Genomic DNA, 14,311 nt, shown 5'->3' with positions numbered 1-14,311 from the left:
CACGGCATAGGTCACCGACGGCGACGGCTGGTCGGTGCCCGGCTCCGTGCTCGTCGACGAGGCGGCGTTGCTGGTGTCGGTGCCCGGCTCGTCGGCCGGGGCCGTGCAGGCAGCACCGAGCAGCGCGACGGCGCCGATCAACGCCAGTCGCGCACGACGCTGCGCAACCCCCATAGCCCCTTCCCTCCCCCTCCGAGGGTAATTGGGAAACCGAAACCGCGTTGCCAAGTCTCGCTCATCAGGCGCACCGGGCTCGGCGAGGAGACCGATCAGCCGAGGACCTTGGCCGCGACCCAGGCGATGTCGGCGGCGGTCTCGGCCGGGTCGGCGGACGGCTGCATCACGTGGCTGAGCACCAGCCGCACGACCATGTCGATGCTGGCCTCGAGCCGGTCGGGGGCGAGATCGATGCGGTAGCCCGCGATCCGCTCTCCCACGGCCAGCTTGGCCCCGACGAGCAGCGACTCGGCGTGCGTCGTCAGCAGGGGCAGCAGCTCGGTGTCGGCGCCGTGGGTCGCGGACACCACGGCGTGCAGGAGGGCGTTGTTCTGGGCGTACTTCAGCACCCGGCGGGCGGAGTCCCGGATCGCCGCGATCAGGTCGTCCGGGTTCTCGTCGAAGGAGCGGACCACGCCGGCCAGGAACCGGTCGAGCTCGCGCAGCACCACCGCCTCGGCGAGGTCGCTCTTGGTGCCGATCTCGTTGTAGACGGTCTGCCGGCTCACGCCGACCTCGTCGGCGAGCCGCGCCATGGTGACCCGCGCCCAGCCCTCGTTGGTGATCACGGCCACGGCGGCGTCGCACAACCGGTCGCGCAGTCCTCCGACTGCGACCGGGTGCGTCGCCCCGGACGGCTGTGTGGTCACACGGGCGAGGATAGACATCGGATGGTTCGCGCGGGGTCGGCCGGGTCGGGTCAGTCGGGTCGGGTCAGGCGGCCGAGTTCAGTCGGCCAGCGTCAGCGCGAGCACCGGACAGGCTTGTACGGCGGCGTACACGTGGGCCCGGTCCTCCTCGGGCGGCGAGTCGTCGAGCACCACTACGTGGTCCTCGTCCTCGTCCACCTCGAAGTAGTCGTTGGCCATGGCCTCGCACATGCCGAGGCCCTCGCACTTCTCGAGGTCTGCATGGATCTTCATGAGGCATCCACCTTCTCAGGGTCGAACGGCACGAAGTCGATCTTCTCGCGGACACCGCAGTCGGGGCAGCACCAGTCCTCGGGAATGTCGTTCCACGCCGTACCAGCGGCGAAGCCCTCGTGCTCGTCGCCCGCGGCGACCTCGTAGACGTATCCGCAACCGGGGCACTTCGCGGCCAGCACCTCGCCCTCGAACTTCTGGGCGAAGTAGTCGTCCTTGTGGACGTCGTGCTCGGCCGGCGGCGGGAACTTCCTGAGGTACTTGTCGACCTTGCGCGGGTGGATGTTCGCCAGCGTGACGTCGCCGTCGAGGTGCTCGACGACGCGGTGGTCCATCACCCGGCGCCACAGCGGCGGGAACAGCGCCAGGGTCAGCATGCCGGCGTACCCGGTGGGCAGGGCCGGCGACTCCTTGAAGTCGCGCAGCGTCTGGTAGCGCCGGGTCGGGTTGGCGTGGTGGTCGCTGTGCCGCTGCAGGTGGTACAGGAAGATGTTGGTGACGATGTTGTTGCTGTTCCAGCTGTGCATCGGCAGCACCCGCTCGTAGCGCTGCTTCTCGCCGACCTTCTGGCGCTTCATCCCGTAGTGCTCGAGGTAGTTGACGATCTCGAGCAGGGAGAACCCGAAGACCACGGTGATCGCCAGGTAGGGCAGCACCTGCCAGCCGAACATGAGGGTGATCGCGCCGTACAGGACGGCGGACATCAGCCAGGCGTTGAGCACGTCGTTGCCGATGTGGAAGGGGTGGGTGCCCTTGCGCTTGTAGCGCTTGGACTCCAGCTCCCAGGCGCTCTTCAGCGAACCGGAGACGGTGCGCGGCCAGAACACCCAGAACGACTCGCCGAGCCGCGAGGAGGCGGGGTCCTCCGGGGTGGCCACGCGGACGTGGTGGCCCCGGTTGTGCTCGATGTAGAAGTGGCCGTAGAACGTCGGCGCCAGCGCGATCTTCGAGAGCCAGCGCTCGACCGACTCCTTCTTGTGCCCGAGCTCGTGGGCGGTGTTGATGCCGATGCCCTGGACGCCGGCGAGCGAGATCGCGAGCAGCACCTTCTCCCACCAGGCCAGCGGGTCGTCGGCCAGGTCGCGGACGAGGCCCAAGCCCAGCGCGTCGGCGAAGCCACCGGTCGCGCCGAACAGGTCGGCGATCCAGCGGATCGGGTTGATGTCGCCGAGGATCGCGGCGCCGCCGATCAGGATGGCGAACTGCATCGGCAGGTACATGTAGACGACCCACCGGTAGTACCGGTCGTTCTCGAGCTGCTCGATCACGTCGTCCGGGGGGTTCGACGGATCCAGCCCGAGCGCGAGGTCCAGCACCGGGATGATCACGTTGATGAGGAGCGGTCCGGCCAGCAGCAGCCACCACCAGTCGAGGTAGAGGTAGCTGACGACGGCGAGGATGCCGAAGCCGGGGACCATCAGGCCGAGCAGCCAGAGGTACCGCTTCTTGTCCTTCCACACCTCGGTGGTGCCTTCAGGGATCGTCTTGCCGATCTGTTCCGGGCTCATTGACAAGACGGTAGTGTTTGTAAACGTTCTTGACAAGTCCCCTGTGATTGTAAAGTGAGCGGGATCACCGGACGTCGATCGCCTGCTCGACCAGGGTCACCAGCTCCTCGGCGCCGGCCACGTCCGCCTCGGCGAGCTGCTCGGCCCGCGCCAGGAGGTCCTCGAGGGTGACTCCGCGCTCGTCGTACGACGCCGCTCGCTTGAGCAGCTGGGCGAGGTCGGCGACGGTCGCCGCCAACTGGAGCCGGTACGACGGCGCGGCCTCGTCGTCCGCGGCCACCAGGTCGACCACGGCCTCCTCCTGCGCCCCGTCGCCGGGTCCGCCGGTGCCCACGGGCGTCCACCGGACCGCAGCCGTGCCGATCACGGCTCCCGGCTCGACCCCCTCGGCGAGCCGGACCTCGTAGAGCGCCGTGGCGTGGTGGCCGGCGCCCAGCTCGCCCGCGTCGGTGCTCGCGTCGGTGAAGTCCTCGTCGGCGATGGCGCGGTTGTCGTAGCCGATCAACCGGTACGACGTGACCAGCTCGGGGTCGAAGGTGACCTGCGTGCGGGCCTCCGCCGCGACCGGGGTCAGCGTCGTGACCAGGTCCTCGCCGAAGAGCTGCTCGGCCTCCTCGAAGTCGTCGACGTAGGCGTAGAACCCGTCACCGAGGTCGGCGAGCTGCTCCATCAGGTGGTCGTTGTAGTTGCCGAGCCCGTAGCCGACGGTGACCAGGTGGATGCCGCCATCGGGGGAGCCGCCCTCCTCCTGGATGGTCTCGACGATCGAGCCCGGGCCGGTGGCGCCGACGTTGGCGACGCCGTCGGAGGCGAGCACGACCAGGTTCACGGCCTCGGGGTCGAAGGCGGCCCGGGCCTGCTCGTAGCCGAGGCGCAGGCCCGCCTCGAGGTTGGTGCTGCCGCCCGGCTTCAGCTCCTCGATCGCCTCGAGGATCGCCTCGGTGTCCCGTACCGGCGTCGGCTCCAGGATCGGCCGAGCCTCGTCCTCGAACGAGACGACCGAGACCGTGTCGTCGGGACGGAGCCGGTCGGCGAGCAGGGCGAGCGAGGCCTGCACCAGGCCGAGCCGCTCGCGGATGTCCATGCTCCCGGACCGGTCGACGACCAGGGTGATGTTGACCCGCGGCCGGTCGGCGGCCGAGACCTCGCGCGCGGACACGCCGACCCGCACCAGCTGGGTGCCGTCGTCGAGGCTCGGGGCCGGACCGGTCTCGGTGGTCAGACCGAGGTCGCTGTCGGCCGGCGCCGGGTCGTCGTAGTCGTAGGCGTTGACCCACTCCTCGACCCGCACGGCCGACCGCGGCACCCGGTAGCCGTCGCGCAGGAAGGTGCGGGCGACGCCGTACGACCCGGTGTCGACGTCGAGCGCGAACGTCGACTGCGCGTCGGTCGCGGTCTCGACGAACCCGCTGGACCCGTGGTCGCGGAAGGTGTTGTCCTCGTCGGGGTCGGGCGGGAGCGGGGGTTCGCCGCCGTCGCCCTCCATCTCCGGCACCGAGGAGTAGTTCAACGTCCCGCTGTCCTCGATCGGCTCCGACTCGTAGTCGTCGTAGTAGGCCCGGGCGTCGATGGCGCCGTCGCTCGGCGGGCGCGGATCGTCGCCGCTCGAGCAGGCAGCCAGGATCGTGGTGGACAAGAGCACGGCGACGGCCGCCGCTGAGAGCCGAGGAGTCATGGGCGTACGACGGGCGGCGGGGCTGATCGGTTCCTCGGGCCTTGGTTTCGAGGCTCGCTGCGCTCGCACCTCAACCAGCGGCGCTTGGCTCGTTGCGCTGGCAGCTCAACCAGCGGCGGGGTCGGTGCCGTTCTCGCGCGCCAGGACCCACAGGGAGCCGGTGATCCAGGCGAAGAACGGGCCGACGAGGAGCACGAGCGACCACGGGAGGAGCGGTGCACTGGACGCCACGACGGCCGTGAGGGCGGCCACCGCCAGCGCGCCGAGGCCCCACCGCGCCTCCGGCGGCAGGACGACCTCGTCGGTGGCACCGGCGCGGAACGGGTGGATCCACGCGACCGCGACACCGGCGGCCCAGACGGCCAGGGCGACCAGGAACCCCTTGCCGATGTCCTCGAGGTCGCCGAACGCGAACGCGGCCGCCACCGCGGTGGCGGGAAGACCGAAGCCCAGCAGCATCACCGCGGTGACCACCGAGGCGGTGGCAGGCGAGTACTCCGGGTCGCTCTCCACGTCGGGCATTATGCGCCCGACCGGTCAGGCGGCGGACACCCGCGCGAGGGTCGAGACCGGGAGGTACTCCCACCCGCGGAGCACCCGGGTGGCCCGGCGTTCCGGTCTGCCGACGACGCGCAGGTCCGGGTAGCGCTGGTAGAGCGTGCGCAGCGCCACCGTCGCCTCCAGCCTCGCGAGGCTGGCTCCGAGGCAGAAGTGGATGCCGGCGGAGAACCCGATGTGCTCGGCCGCGTTGGCGCGTCGTACGTCGAACTCGTGCGGGTCGGTGAACACCCCCGGGTCACGGTTGGCGCCGCCGAGGTACACGAGGACTCCTTCGCCCGCCCCGATCCGCTCGCCCGCCACCTCCGTGTCGCGTAGCGCGAACCGCACTGTCAGCTGGACCGGCGCGTCCACGCGGAGCACCTCCTCGACGGCGTTGGCCCAGCCGTCGGGGTTCTCCTGCAGCCAGGCCCGCTGGTCGGGATGTCCGTCCAGGAGCTCGACCGCGTTGCCGATCAGGTTGACCGTCGTCTCGAACCCGGCGCCCAGCACCAGCAACCCGATCGCGTGCAGCTCGTCCCTGGTCAGGTCGGCGGCCTCCGGATCCTGGAGCACCTGGCTGAGCAGGTCGTCACCAGGGGCGCGGCGCAGCCGGTCGAGGTGGTGGTCGAACCAGGCGTGCATCTCGCGGAGGGCTGTCGCGGCGGTGCGGTACTGCTTCCAGCTCAGGCCGGGATCGAGGGTGACGGCAGCGTGGTTGCCCCAGCCGAGGACCTGGCTGCGTTCGTCGTCGGGGACGCCGAGGAGATCGGCGATCACCGCGACCGGGAGCTGTGCGGCGTAGCGACTCACCAGGTCGAAGGTGGGTTCCTGCTCGAGGTCGTCGAGCAGCCGGTTGGCGACGTCCTGCACACGATCGGCCATCCGCCCGATCTTGCGAGCAGTGAAGGCACGGGATACCAGGTGCCGGTAGCGGGTGTGGATCGGCGGGTCGACCACCAGCATCGACGGGGGATCGACGGGGCTGAGCGTGTCGGCGTCGCGCACCAGGCCGTGCAGCTTCTGCAGCGGGCCGGGCAGCTCGCCGAGCGCGCTGCTGGTGAACTGGTCGCTGCGCAGGATGGCGTTGGCAAGCGCGTGGTCGACCGTCCCGGCGACGAAGCCGTTGCGCACCACCCGGCCTTCGCTCCGCAGCTTCTCGTACGACGGGTAGGGGTCGTCGTAGAACGCCGGGTCCGTGGCCAGCTGCGCCATCAGGTCGCCCCGCCCGGCCGCCCGATGGAGGAACCGGCGCTGGAGACCGTGGGCCAGCGACCACGCGACGAACGAGCGCGGGGTGGAGAGGACAGAGCTCGTGGAGAAGGCAGGGCTCGTGGAGAAGGCAGGGCTACGCGACGGCACGTTCCCCACCCTGGTCCCGGGCGGCCAGCCTGTCCAGGATGCTGAGCAGCTCACGCGTCCGTCGTTCGACCCGACCGTGCTGCTCGTCCCAGGCCGGCTCGGACGAGTAGGTGTCGAGCTGGGCGTCGCGGGTGAGCTGCCAGCGGTAGCGCAGCGCGGTCACCAGGTGGTCCCGGTCGCCGAACAGCTCGGCGTGCTCCTCGGTCCAGGGCAGGTCGGCCGTCGGGTCCGCGACGAGCAGCTCCTCGATCTCGCGCATCACGCGCCAGCGCTGCTTGGTCTCGCTCCAGGTCATGGTGCTCACCGTCCTCGGTCAAGTTCTTCTTCGGTGTCGAGAACGCTAGGCGGAGCCGGCACCCGGGACATCGCTCGGCAGCAGGCACTTGGAGTCCGACCCTGGTAGGAGTCCCGCGGGCGCCCGCGGTCGGATGACGCAGCCCACAGTGGTGCCTACGCTGACTGCATGAGCTGGTCGGTCGTGCATGCCGTGCGCACGCGCATCGAGGCGAAGTGCCTTCCCCGCGGGATCCTGTACCCCTGGTGGGTGCCGGTCGTCTCCTTCGGCGGCCAGCTGGCCTGCGTGGTGATGGCGCTGGTCCTCCGCGACGCGCTCTGGACGCCCGACCCGCTGCTCCTCACCATCCCGCTGGTGCTGGTGGCACCCGTCGTGCAGCTCGGGTTCGGCAGGTGGCTGCCGTGGTGGCTCGACTCGCTCCCCGCGCTCGCCGCCGCCGGCTGGCTGCTCTCCGTCTCGCCCGACCTCACCACCGCCCCGATCGACGCGGCACCCGGCCTGCTCGCGTTCGTCGCGGCCGAGATCACGGCCCGCGACGGACTGCGGCCGGGCATCGCCGTCGGAGGCATCGCCTACGCCATCCTCGGCGTCGCGGCCGTCGCCGGCCCCGGTGTGGTCGGCATCCCCGTCCACGTCATCCTCCTGGAGGTCGGCTTCGTCGTCGGCGCCATGCTGCTGTGGCAGATGCGGGCGCTGGTGGCCGAGCGCGAGCGCCGGGAGGCGACCTGGCAGCAGGCGACCACGGCGGAGCGGGAGCGGATCGCCCGCGAGATCCACGACCTGGTCGCGCACTCCCTCAGCGTCACGCTGCTGCACATCACCGGCGCCCGGCATGCACTGCGCGACGTGGCGACCGGCGACGCCGACCCGGCGGCCGCGGCCGGCGAGGCCGACGCCGCGCTCGCCGACGCCGAGCAGATCGGCCGGCGCGCGATGACCGACATCCGGCGCACCGTGAGCGCGATGGCCGACGGCGCCGGCTCCCCGCAGTCGCTCCCGGGCGCGGCCGACATCGCCGCGCTGGTCCGCGAGGTGGACCAGGCCGGCCTGCGGGTGGAGTACGACGAGCGGGGCGACCTCACCCAGCTGGCCGATGCCACCGGCCTCGGCCTGTACCGGATCGCGCAGGAGTCGCTCGCGAACGTCGCCAAGCACGCACCGGGCAGCACCGCCCAGGTCCGGCTGTCGGTCTCCCGCGGGAGCGCCCGGCTCGTCGTACGCAACGAGCTGAACGGGGCGCGCTCCCGTCGCGTCGACGGCCTGGGCTCCGGACTGGGCTCCGGGCTGGCCGGCATGCACGCCCGGGCGGCGCAGCTCGGCGCCTCCCTGAAGGCGGGGCCGGACGGCGACGACTGGCTGGTCGACATCCGGCTCGGGCAACGCGCCGACGCAGCGGCCGGGGCGACCGGGGCAGCGCGGTGAGCGAGACCTCGACCGCGGGCCCGATCCGGGTGCTGCTGGTCGACGACCAGGAGCTGGTGCGCTCGGGCCTGCGCCGGATCCTGCGCCGCCGCGACGGGTTCGAGATCGTGGCCGAGTGCGCCGACGGCGCCGAGGTGCCGGGCGCGCTGGCGGCGCTGGCCTCCGACGGAGACGGCGACCTGGGTTCCGGGGCGGACCCCGGGGTCGACCCCGGGGTCGACGTCGTCCTGATGGACCTGCGGATGCGGCAGGTCGACGGGATCACCGCCACCCGCCGCCTCGCTGCCGACCCCGACGCGCCGCCGGTCCTGGTGCTCACGACCTTCGACGACGACGAGATGCTCTCGGGCGCGCTGCGGGCGGGCGCCGCCGGCTTCCTGCTCAAGGACTCCTCGGCCGACGACCTGATCCGTGGCGTCCGCGCGGTCGCGGCGGGCGACTCGTGGCTCGACCCGGCGGTGACCGGGCGGGTGCTGCGGAGCTATCGCAGCAGCGCTCCGGACGTGCCCGCCAGCACGCCCGTGGCCGAGGTGCTCACGCCGCGCGAGCTCGAGGTGCTGAGGTCGATCGCGATCGGCCGGAGCAACGGCGAGATCGCGGCCGAGCTGGTGATCTCCGAGCTCACCGTCAAGAGCCACATCGGGCGGATCTTCACCAAGCTGCACCTGCGCGACCGGGCCGCGGCGATCGTCTNGTCGCAGGCCCGCTCGCCGGACCGGCCTCGGCCACCGGCTCGCGCCCGGCGCCGGCCACCGCCGCCAGCACCAGCACGATGCCGACCACGCCGACCGCTCCGACCCGCTCGTCGAGGAAGGGCCCCGCCACGATCGCGGCGGTCACCGGCTCGAGCAGGCTCGCGATGACCGCGGCCGTGCTGGTGGTCGTGCGCAGACCCGCGTAGAGCAGGCCGTAGGCGAGCGCCATCGTCATCACGCCGAGGTAGCCGAGGGCGCCGAGCGCCACCGGGTCGCCCGTCGTGAGCGGGCCGCCGACCACGAGCGCGGCCGGCACCAATGCCAGGGCACCGGCCGTCGTCGCCACGGTCGTCAGGGCGAGCGGATCGGTGCGCTGCGAGAGCGGGCGTCCGAGCGCGGTGGTCGCGGCGTACGTCGTACCGGACGCGACCGCGAGGGCCACGCCCAGCCACGGCCGGGGTCCCGTCGCCGCCCCGCCGGCCGCGCCGCTGACGAGGACCAGGCCGGCGAGCGCGGCGGCGAGCACGAGCAGCCGGCGGCCGCCGGGATGGCGGCGGTGCCGGACCGCCTCGGCCGCCGTCAGCAGCACCGGCGCCAGCCCGAGGCTGACCACCGTCGCCACGGTCACCCCGACCTCGACCACCGCGCCGAAGTAGAGCGCCTGGTAGGCGCCGGTGCCGACGCCGACCAGGCACGCGAGGCCGGGCGAGGCCCGCAGCAGCGCGACCAGCTCGGCGCCCCGCCGGAGCACGACGACCGCGAGGACCAGGACGGCTGCCGCGATCAGCATCCGGTAGCCGCTGATGGTGACGAACGACAGCGGCGACCGGTCGCTGATCACCTGCAGGGTCAGCCCGCCCGTCCCCCACAGCACGCCGGCGAGCGAGATCTGCACGATCCCCACCGGCAGGCCCCGCCGGAAGGAGTCGGTCGCGGACACGAGCGCCGACTGTAGGCGACGTCGCCGGGTCGGCTCATCCGAGTTTGTGCCGGCTCGACGACGGAGCGCGTGACGGGCGTCACAGTTTTGCACTCGTGCCCATTGGAGTGCAAGAATCTCGCCCGTGAGCGTGGCAGGCACCAAGTGGGAGGTACGCCGGGTCGAGACGACCCGTCGCCTCGAGTGGTGCGCGCTGGAGCTGACCCGCGACCGCGGGTTCGACGGCTGGACGATGGACGACCTGGCGGCTGCCGCCGACGTGTCCCGCCGGACGGTGTTCAACTACTTCGACGCCAAGGCCGACCTGGTGCTCGGGCCGGAGCACGAGCTGCCCGAGGAGACCGTCGCGGCCTTCGTCGCCGGCGGCCCGACCGGCCGGATCTTCGACGACCTGGTGCACATCGCCAGCGAGGCGCTGCAGGAGAAGGGCGCCGACCCCGAGCTGATGCTGCTGCGCCGCGACGTGATGCGGAGCGACCCGCGCGCCATCGCGATCGCCCACCAGCGGTTCGAGGTGATCACCGACGACGCCATCGAGATGATCCTCCAGCGCGAGGGCGAGCAGTACGGCGCCCACCGCGCGCGGCTGCTCGTCCAGCTGCTGATCACCATCGTCGACTCGGTGCTCGAGCGCTCCGACGTCGACCTCGCCCGGCCCCTTCCCGATCTCATCGACGACGCGGTCGGCGACGCCCGCGCCGTACTCAACAGCTGAGCGCCGCGACCCGGCGACCAGCGACCTCGAACCCACCCAGGACCCAGGAGACCCCCATGGCCCGCTTGCTCTACCGCCTCGGCGCGACCGCCTACCGGCGGTGGCCGCTCTTCATCGCCGGCTGGCTGCTCTTCGCAGTCGTGCTCGGCAGCGTCGCCGCGGCGTTCTCCAAGCCGATGTCCGACGAGTTCACGATCCCCGGGATCCCCTCGGAGGCGGCCGCCGATCTGCAGCAGGAGCTGTTCCCGGAGGCCGGCGACGCGTTCGACGACGCCACGGTCACCGTGGTCGTCGCCGCGCCGGAGGGCCACACCCTCGAGGAGAAGCCGTACGCCGACGCGGTCGCCGACCTGATCGCCGCGATCCCGTCACTGCCGCAGATGAGCGACGCACCGGAGGACAACCCGGGCCTGGTCGACCCGAACGTCGCGGCGGCCAACGCTCCGCCGGCGTTCAGCCCGCTCTCGGAGGACGGCCGGATCGGCACCCTGTCGTTCGAGTGGGACGTCGACTCCCCCTCCGACATCGAGCCCGGCACCATCGAGGCGGCCGAGGAGCTCTTCGCCGAGCACTCGGGTGACGGCTTCGTCGTCGAGGCCAACGGCCCCGGCATGCAGTCGATGTCGCCGCCGGGCGGCGCCGCCGAGCTGATCGGCATCGGCATCGCGCTCGTCGTACTGCTGCTGACGTTCGGCTCCGCCATCGCCGCGGGCATGCCGATCATCACCGCGATCTTCGGCGTCGCCCTCGGCATGACGGGCATCACAGCGATGACCGCGATCACCGACATCGGCACCAGCACGCCGATGCTGGCCACGATGATCGGCCTCGCGGTCGGCATCGACTACACGCTGTTCATCCTCGCCCGCTACCGCTCCGAGCTACACCACACCGACGACCGCCAGCACGCCGCCGGCATCGCGGTCGGTACGGCGGGCTCGGCCGTCGTGTTCGCCGGCCTGACCGTGCTCATCGCGCTGTCGGCGCTCGCCGTCGTCCGGATCCCGTTCCTGACCGCGATGGGTCTGGCCGCCGCCGCGACCGTGCTGATCGCGGTGCTGGTGGCGCTCACCCTGCTGCCGGCGATCCTCGGGATGCTGAAGTCGTGGACGTTCCGCGGCCGGATCCGGGAGGAGAAGATCCGGCGCGACGAGCACGGCCTGGTCATCAACAACGGCGTCCGCTGGGGCCGCCTGGTCGGTCGCGCGCCGATCGCGTTCGTGGCCGTCATCGTGATCGGTCTCGGCGCGCTGGCGATCCCGATCGGCCAGATGTACCTCGCCTTCCCGACCGACAGCACCGCGCCGACCGACACCACCCGTCGCCAGGCGTCCGACCTGATCGCCGAGGCGTTCGGCCCCGGCCGCGAGGGTCCGCTGCTGGTGGTCGTCGACGGTCGCGGCATCGCCGACGACGGCGAGCGCCAGGCCGCGTTCGAGGAGGTCGCCACGTGGGCGGCCGACCAGGACGACGTCGCTGACGCGACCCTGGTGGCCACCAACGAGGCCGGCACCGGCGCCATGGTCCAGGTGACCCCCGAGTCAGGTCCCGACGACCCCGCCACGCTCGACCTGCTCGAGGCGCTGCGCGACGGCCAGTCCGACATCGAGGAGGCGACCGGTACGACGACCGGCGTCACCGGTCTGACCGCGATCACCACCGACGTGTCCGACCGGCTCACCAGCGCCCTGCCGATCTACCTGACCGTCGTGGTCGGGCTGGCGTTCATCCTGCTGGTGCTGGTGTTCCGCTCGATCCTGGTGCCGCTCACCGCGACCCTGGGCTTCCTGCTCTCCGTGCTCGCCACCCTCGGCGCGACGGTCGCGGTTTTCCAGGAGGGCGCGCTCGGCATCTTCGAGGGCCAGCCGATCGTGAGCTTCATGCCGATCTTCCTGATCGGCATGGTGTTCGGCCTGGCCATGGACTACCAGGTGTTCCTCGTGACCCGGATGCGGGAGGCCCACGTGCACGGCCTCTCCACCCGCGAGGCCGTCGTCGACGGCTTCCGCAACAGCGCCCGGGTGGTGGTGGCGGCCGCGACGATCATGATCGCCGTGTTCGCCGGCTTCATGCTCGAGGACGACGCCGTCGTGAAGTCGATGGGCTTCGCGCTCGCCGCATCGATCCTCTTCGACGCCTTCATCGTCCGGATGGCGCTGATCCCGGCCGTGCTCTACCTGCTCGGCGAGAAGGCCTGGTGGCTGCCGGCGTGGCTGGACCGGGTCCTGCCGAACGTCGACGTCGAGGGCACCTCGCTGGAGCGGGACTCGATCCCGGTCATCCGGACCGACCACGACAAGGAGCTGGTCGCGTCCGGCGTCTGACCACGACGACCCGCCGCCGAAAGTGCCGACCCGGCTCGAACTTCGAGCCGGGTCGGCGCCATTTCCCGGCGAGCTGGTGACGGGTCGGTCAGGCACCCAGGCCGAGCGCGTCCAGCAGCCGCTCCAGCAGGTTGGCGATGCCGGCGAGCGGGCCCCCGGCCGGGTTGTCGAGCAGGCCCGCGACCGCGCACAGGAGGTTGCCGAGCAGGTTGCCGGCCCCGGGCACCGCGGTGACGTCGAGGCTGATCGCGGACAGGTCGACGACCAGGCCCAGCAGGTCCAGGTTCAGCGGCCCGAGGTCGAGGTTGAGGATGCTGCACCCGGCGCGGCTGCCCGGTCCATCGGTGCCGGCGGTCGTCAGCTCCTGGATCGGGGCGGTGAACGACGCCCCACCGGTGGGCAGGCCGGTGCCGGTGATCGTGCCGCTGAGCTGCACGACGTCGCCCACGACGTCGGTGGTGAGGTTGCTGAGCTCGCCGGTGAACGCGGTGCCGTCCTGGAGGGTGCCGACGACCGGCAGCGTCGCATCGCTGGGCAGGGGGGCCTGGGCGGTCGCAGCCGTGACGGGCGCGGCCGAGGCCGGTGACGTGGGCAGCGCGGCGACCGCGCCCCCGAGGGCGACGGCAGTGGCTGCCGCCATGAGCTTCATCCAGATCATGGACTTCCTCCTGGTGTTCGGAGCCCGGGATCTCCGGGCTCCATGGATGAAGAGCCCGACGGCGCGCGTGCATGACGCACGCACCGCTCATTCCTTGGCCAGCGACCGCTGCATCAGGTCGACGGCGGCGAGCACCTCGCCCAGGAACTCACCCGCCCGATCGACGATCACCGCGACCTCCTCCGGCGAGGCGGTACGCAGCACCTCGCCGAGGATCTCGTGGTGGATCTGCCCGAGCACGAGCACGTTCGTCCGCTCCGCCACGGCGGCGCGGCCGAGCTCGTAGGCCAGGGCGAGCGGCCCTTCGGCACCGCCGGCGACGTAGCCGAGGAACGCCGCCCGGTAGTCCCTCCGCATGCTCTCGACCCGGTCGGTCATGTCAGGCCGACCGCATCAACGCGCGGGGCCGCTTCGTCCGGTCGGCGCCCGTGCGCGGACCCCACTTGGTCATCGTCACCGTCGTGCCTCGACCCGGTCGGGTCACGAGGTCGAACTCGTCCATCAGCCGCCGGGTCCCGGGCAACCCGAGGCCGAGACCGTCGCCGGTGCTGAACCGTGCTGACATCGCCTGCTCGACGTCGAGGATCCCCGGGCCTGCGTCGCGAACGGTCACCCGGACACCGGTGCGGGCCGATCCCGAGACCTGCTCGACCAGGAGCTCGCCGTGGTCGGCGAAGCTCACCACGTTGCGCGCGATCTCGGAGACGCCGGTGGCCATGACCGTCCGGTCCGCCCGGGTCAGGCCGGCGTCGCGCGCGACCTGGCGGACGGCGCGGCGGGCGGCGACGATGTCGGCGGCGAGGCGCAACGGCACGCGTACGTCGGTCGCCCGCTCCTCGTCCAGCTCCAGGAGCGGCTCCGCCACGCGGGCGCAGAAGTCGCACTCCAGGCGGTGCCCGTCGGAGTCCACGGCCCGCTGGCGGCGCCGGTCCCGCGCGGAGAACGCGAGCAGCACCGGCCGGCACCGCTCGGTGGGCGGCTCGGACTCGTCGGCCAGCAGGTACTCCACGCGCAGCCTCGCCCGCAGCCGGTGCAGCCGAG

Annotated in this window: 14 protein-coding genes and 1 pseudogene; 4 read left to right on the top strand and 11 right to left on the bottom strand. The window is 72.0% G+C overall.

What is annotated here, in order from left to right; all coding sequences use genetic code 11:
* Positions 1–269: 269 nt before the first annotated feature.
* The 7 genes from H0488_RS15880 to H0488_RS15850 form a co-directional block, all read right to left on the bottom strand.
* Complete coding sequence (locus tag H0488_RS15880; RefSeq protein ID WP_312856378.1) at positions 270–866, bottom strand: TetR/AcrR family transcriptional regulator; 597 nt, start codon at positions 864–866, stop codon at positions 270–272.
* 78 nt (positions 867–944) lie between these two features.
* Positions 945–1,139, bottom strand: a complete 195-nt coding sequence (locus tag H0488_RS15875; protein ID WP_183100236.1) for a ferredoxin — start codon at positions 1,137–1,139, stop codon at positions 945–947.
* On the bottom strand, positions 1,136–2,647 hold the full coding sequence (locus H0488_RS25275; RefSeq protein ID WP_183100235.1) for a fatty acid desaturase: 1,512 nt from the start codon (positions 2,645–2,647) through the stop codon (positions 1,136–1,138). The genes H0488_RS15875 and H0488_RS25275 overlap by 4 nt, the downstream gene beginning before the upstream one ends.
* Positions 2,648–2,711: 64 nt before the next feature.
* On the bottom strand, positions 2,712–4,322 hold the full coding sequence (locus tag H0488_RS15865) for a vWA domain-containing protein (protein ID WP_183100234.1): 1,611 nt from the start codon (positions 4,320–4,322) through the stop codon (positions 2,712–2,714).
* Positions 4,323–4,427: 105 nt separating this feature from the next.
* Complete coding sequence (locus H0488_RS15860) at positions 4,428–4,835, bottom strand: hypothetical protein (protein ID WP_183100233.1); 408 nt, start codon at positions 4,833–4,835, stop codon at positions 4,428–4,430.
* Positions 4,836–4,859: 24 nt separating this feature from the next.
* The gene (locus H0488_RS25075; protein WP_183100232.1) at positions 4,860–6,221 is read right to left on the bottom strand and encodes a cytochrome P450; all 1,362 of its coding nucleotides are present in this window, start codon (positions 6,219–6,221) and stop codon (positions 4,860–4,862) included.
* Positions 6,208–6,516: a hypothetical protein gene (locus tag H0488_RS15850; RefSeq protein ID WP_183100231.1), complete on the bottom strand. Its 309-nt coding sequence runs from the start codon at positions 6,514–6,516 to the stop codon at positions 6,208–6,210. Before H0488_RS15850 ends, H0488_RS25075 begins: the two co-directional genes overlap by 14 nt.
* A 168-nt stretch (positions 6,517–6,684) precedes the next feature.
* Here H0488_RS15850 and H0488_RS15845 point away from each other — a divergent pair, with 168 nt between their 5' ends.
* Both H0488_RS15845 and H0488_RS15840 read left to right on the top strand, forming a co-directional pair.
* Positions 6,685–7,938, top strand: coding sequence for a sensor histidine kinase (locus H0488_RS15845; RefSeq protein WP_183100230.1), 1,254 nt, complete (start codon positions 6,685–6,687; stop codon positions 7,936–7,938).
* Positions 7,935–8,570 (top strand): annotated as a pseudogene (locus tag H0488_RS15840) (response regulator); the annotation flags it as partial. The gene H0488_RS15845 and the pseudogene H0488_RS15840, both read left to right, overlap by 4 nt.
* Positions 8,571–8,589: 19 nt before the next feature.
* On the opposite strand, the gene H0488_RS15835 reads toward H0488_RS15840, so the two are convergent.
* On the bottom strand, positions 8,590–9,528 hold the full coding sequence (locus tag H0488_RS15835) for an EamA family transporter (protein WP_446685625.1): 939 nt from the start codon (positions 9,526–9,528) through the stop codon (positions 8,590–8,592).
* Positions 9,529–9,697: 169 nt separating this feature from the next.
* Here H0488_RS15835 and H0488_RS15830 point away from each other — a divergent pair, with 169 nt between their 5' ends.
* Complete coding sequence (locus H0488_RS15830) at positions 9,698–10,288, top strand: TetR/AcrR family transcriptional regulator (protein ID WP_183100229.1); 591 nt, start codon at positions 9,698–9,700, stop codon at positions 10,286–10,288.
* 56 nt (positions 10,289–10,344) lie between these two features.
* A complete protein-coding gene (locus H0488_RS15825) occupies positions 10,345–12,612 on the top strand; it encodes an MMPL family transporter (protein WP_183100228.1) in 2,268 nt (755 codons plus the stop codon).
* An 88-nt stretch (positions 12,613–12,700) separates the two neighbouring features.
* On the opposite strand, the gene H0488_RS15820 is transcribed toward H0488_RS15825, so the two are convergent.
* The 3 genes from H0488_RS15820 to H0488_RS15810 all read right to left on the bottom strand — a co-directional run.
* Positions 12,701–13,270, bottom strand: a complete 570-nt coding sequence (locus H0488_RS15820; protein WP_183100227.1) for an ABC transporter substrate-binding protein — start codon at positions 13,268–13,270, stop codon at positions 12,701–12,703.
* Positions 13,271–13,357: 87 nt separating this feature from the next.
* Positions 13,358–13,648 carry a phosphatase RsbU N-terminal domain-containing protein gene (locus H0488_RS15815; RefSeq protein WP_183100226.1) on the bottom strand — a complete coding sequence of 97 codons (291 nt, stop codon included), beginning with the start codon at positions 13,646–13,648 and terminating at the stop codon, positions 13,358–13,360.
* Position 13,649: 1 nt separating this feature from the next.
* Positions 13,650–14,311, bottom strand: a 662-nt coding sequence (locus H0488_RS15810; protein ID WP_220794661.1) for an ATP-binding protein, incomplete at its 5' end; no start/stop codon positions are given.

This window comes from Nocardioides pelophilus, from assembly GCF_014180685.1.
Lineage (GTDB): Bacteria > Actinomycetota > Actinomycetes > Propionibacteriales > Nocardioidaceae > Nocardioides > Nocardioides pelophilus.
This window is presented reverse-complemented; position numbering and strand designations above follow the sequence as displayed.

Excerpts from the sequence above, each read along its gene's own strand:
- H0488_RS15875 (WP_183100236.1), bottom strand. The coding sequence starts at position 1,139 with ATGAAGATCCATGCAGACCTCGAGAAGTGCGAGGGCCTCGGCATGTGC.
- H0488_RS25275 (WP_183100235.1), bottom strand. The coding sequence starts at position 2,647 with ATGAGCCCGGAACAGATCGGCAAGACGATCCCTGAAGGCACCACCGAG.
- H0488_RS15865 (WP_183100234.1), bottom strand. The coding sequence starts at position 4,322 with ATGACTCCTCGGCTCTCAGCGGCGGCCGTCGCCGTGCTCTTGTCCACC.
- H0488_RS15850 (WP_183100231.1), bottom strand. The coding sequence starts at position 6,516 with ATGACCTGGAGCGAGACCAAGCAGCGCTGGCGCGTGATGCGCGAGATC.
- H0488_RS15845 (WP_183100230.1), top strand. The coding sequence starts at position 6,685 with ATGAGCTGGTCGGTCGTGCATGCCGTGCGCACGCGCATCGAGGCGAAG.
- H0488_RS15825 (WP_183100228.1), top strand. The coding sequence starts at position 10,345 with ATGGCCCGCTTGCTCTACCGCCTCGGCGCGACCGCCTACCGGCGGTGG.
- H0488_RS15820 (WP_183100227.1), bottom strand. The coding sequence starts at position 13,270 with ATGATCTGGATGAAGCTCATGGCGGCAGCCACTGCCGTCGCCCTCGGG.
- H0488_RS15815 (WP_183100226.1), bottom strand. The coding sequence starts at position 13,648 with ATGACCGACCGGGTCGAGAGCATGCGGAGGGACTACCGGGCGGCGTTC.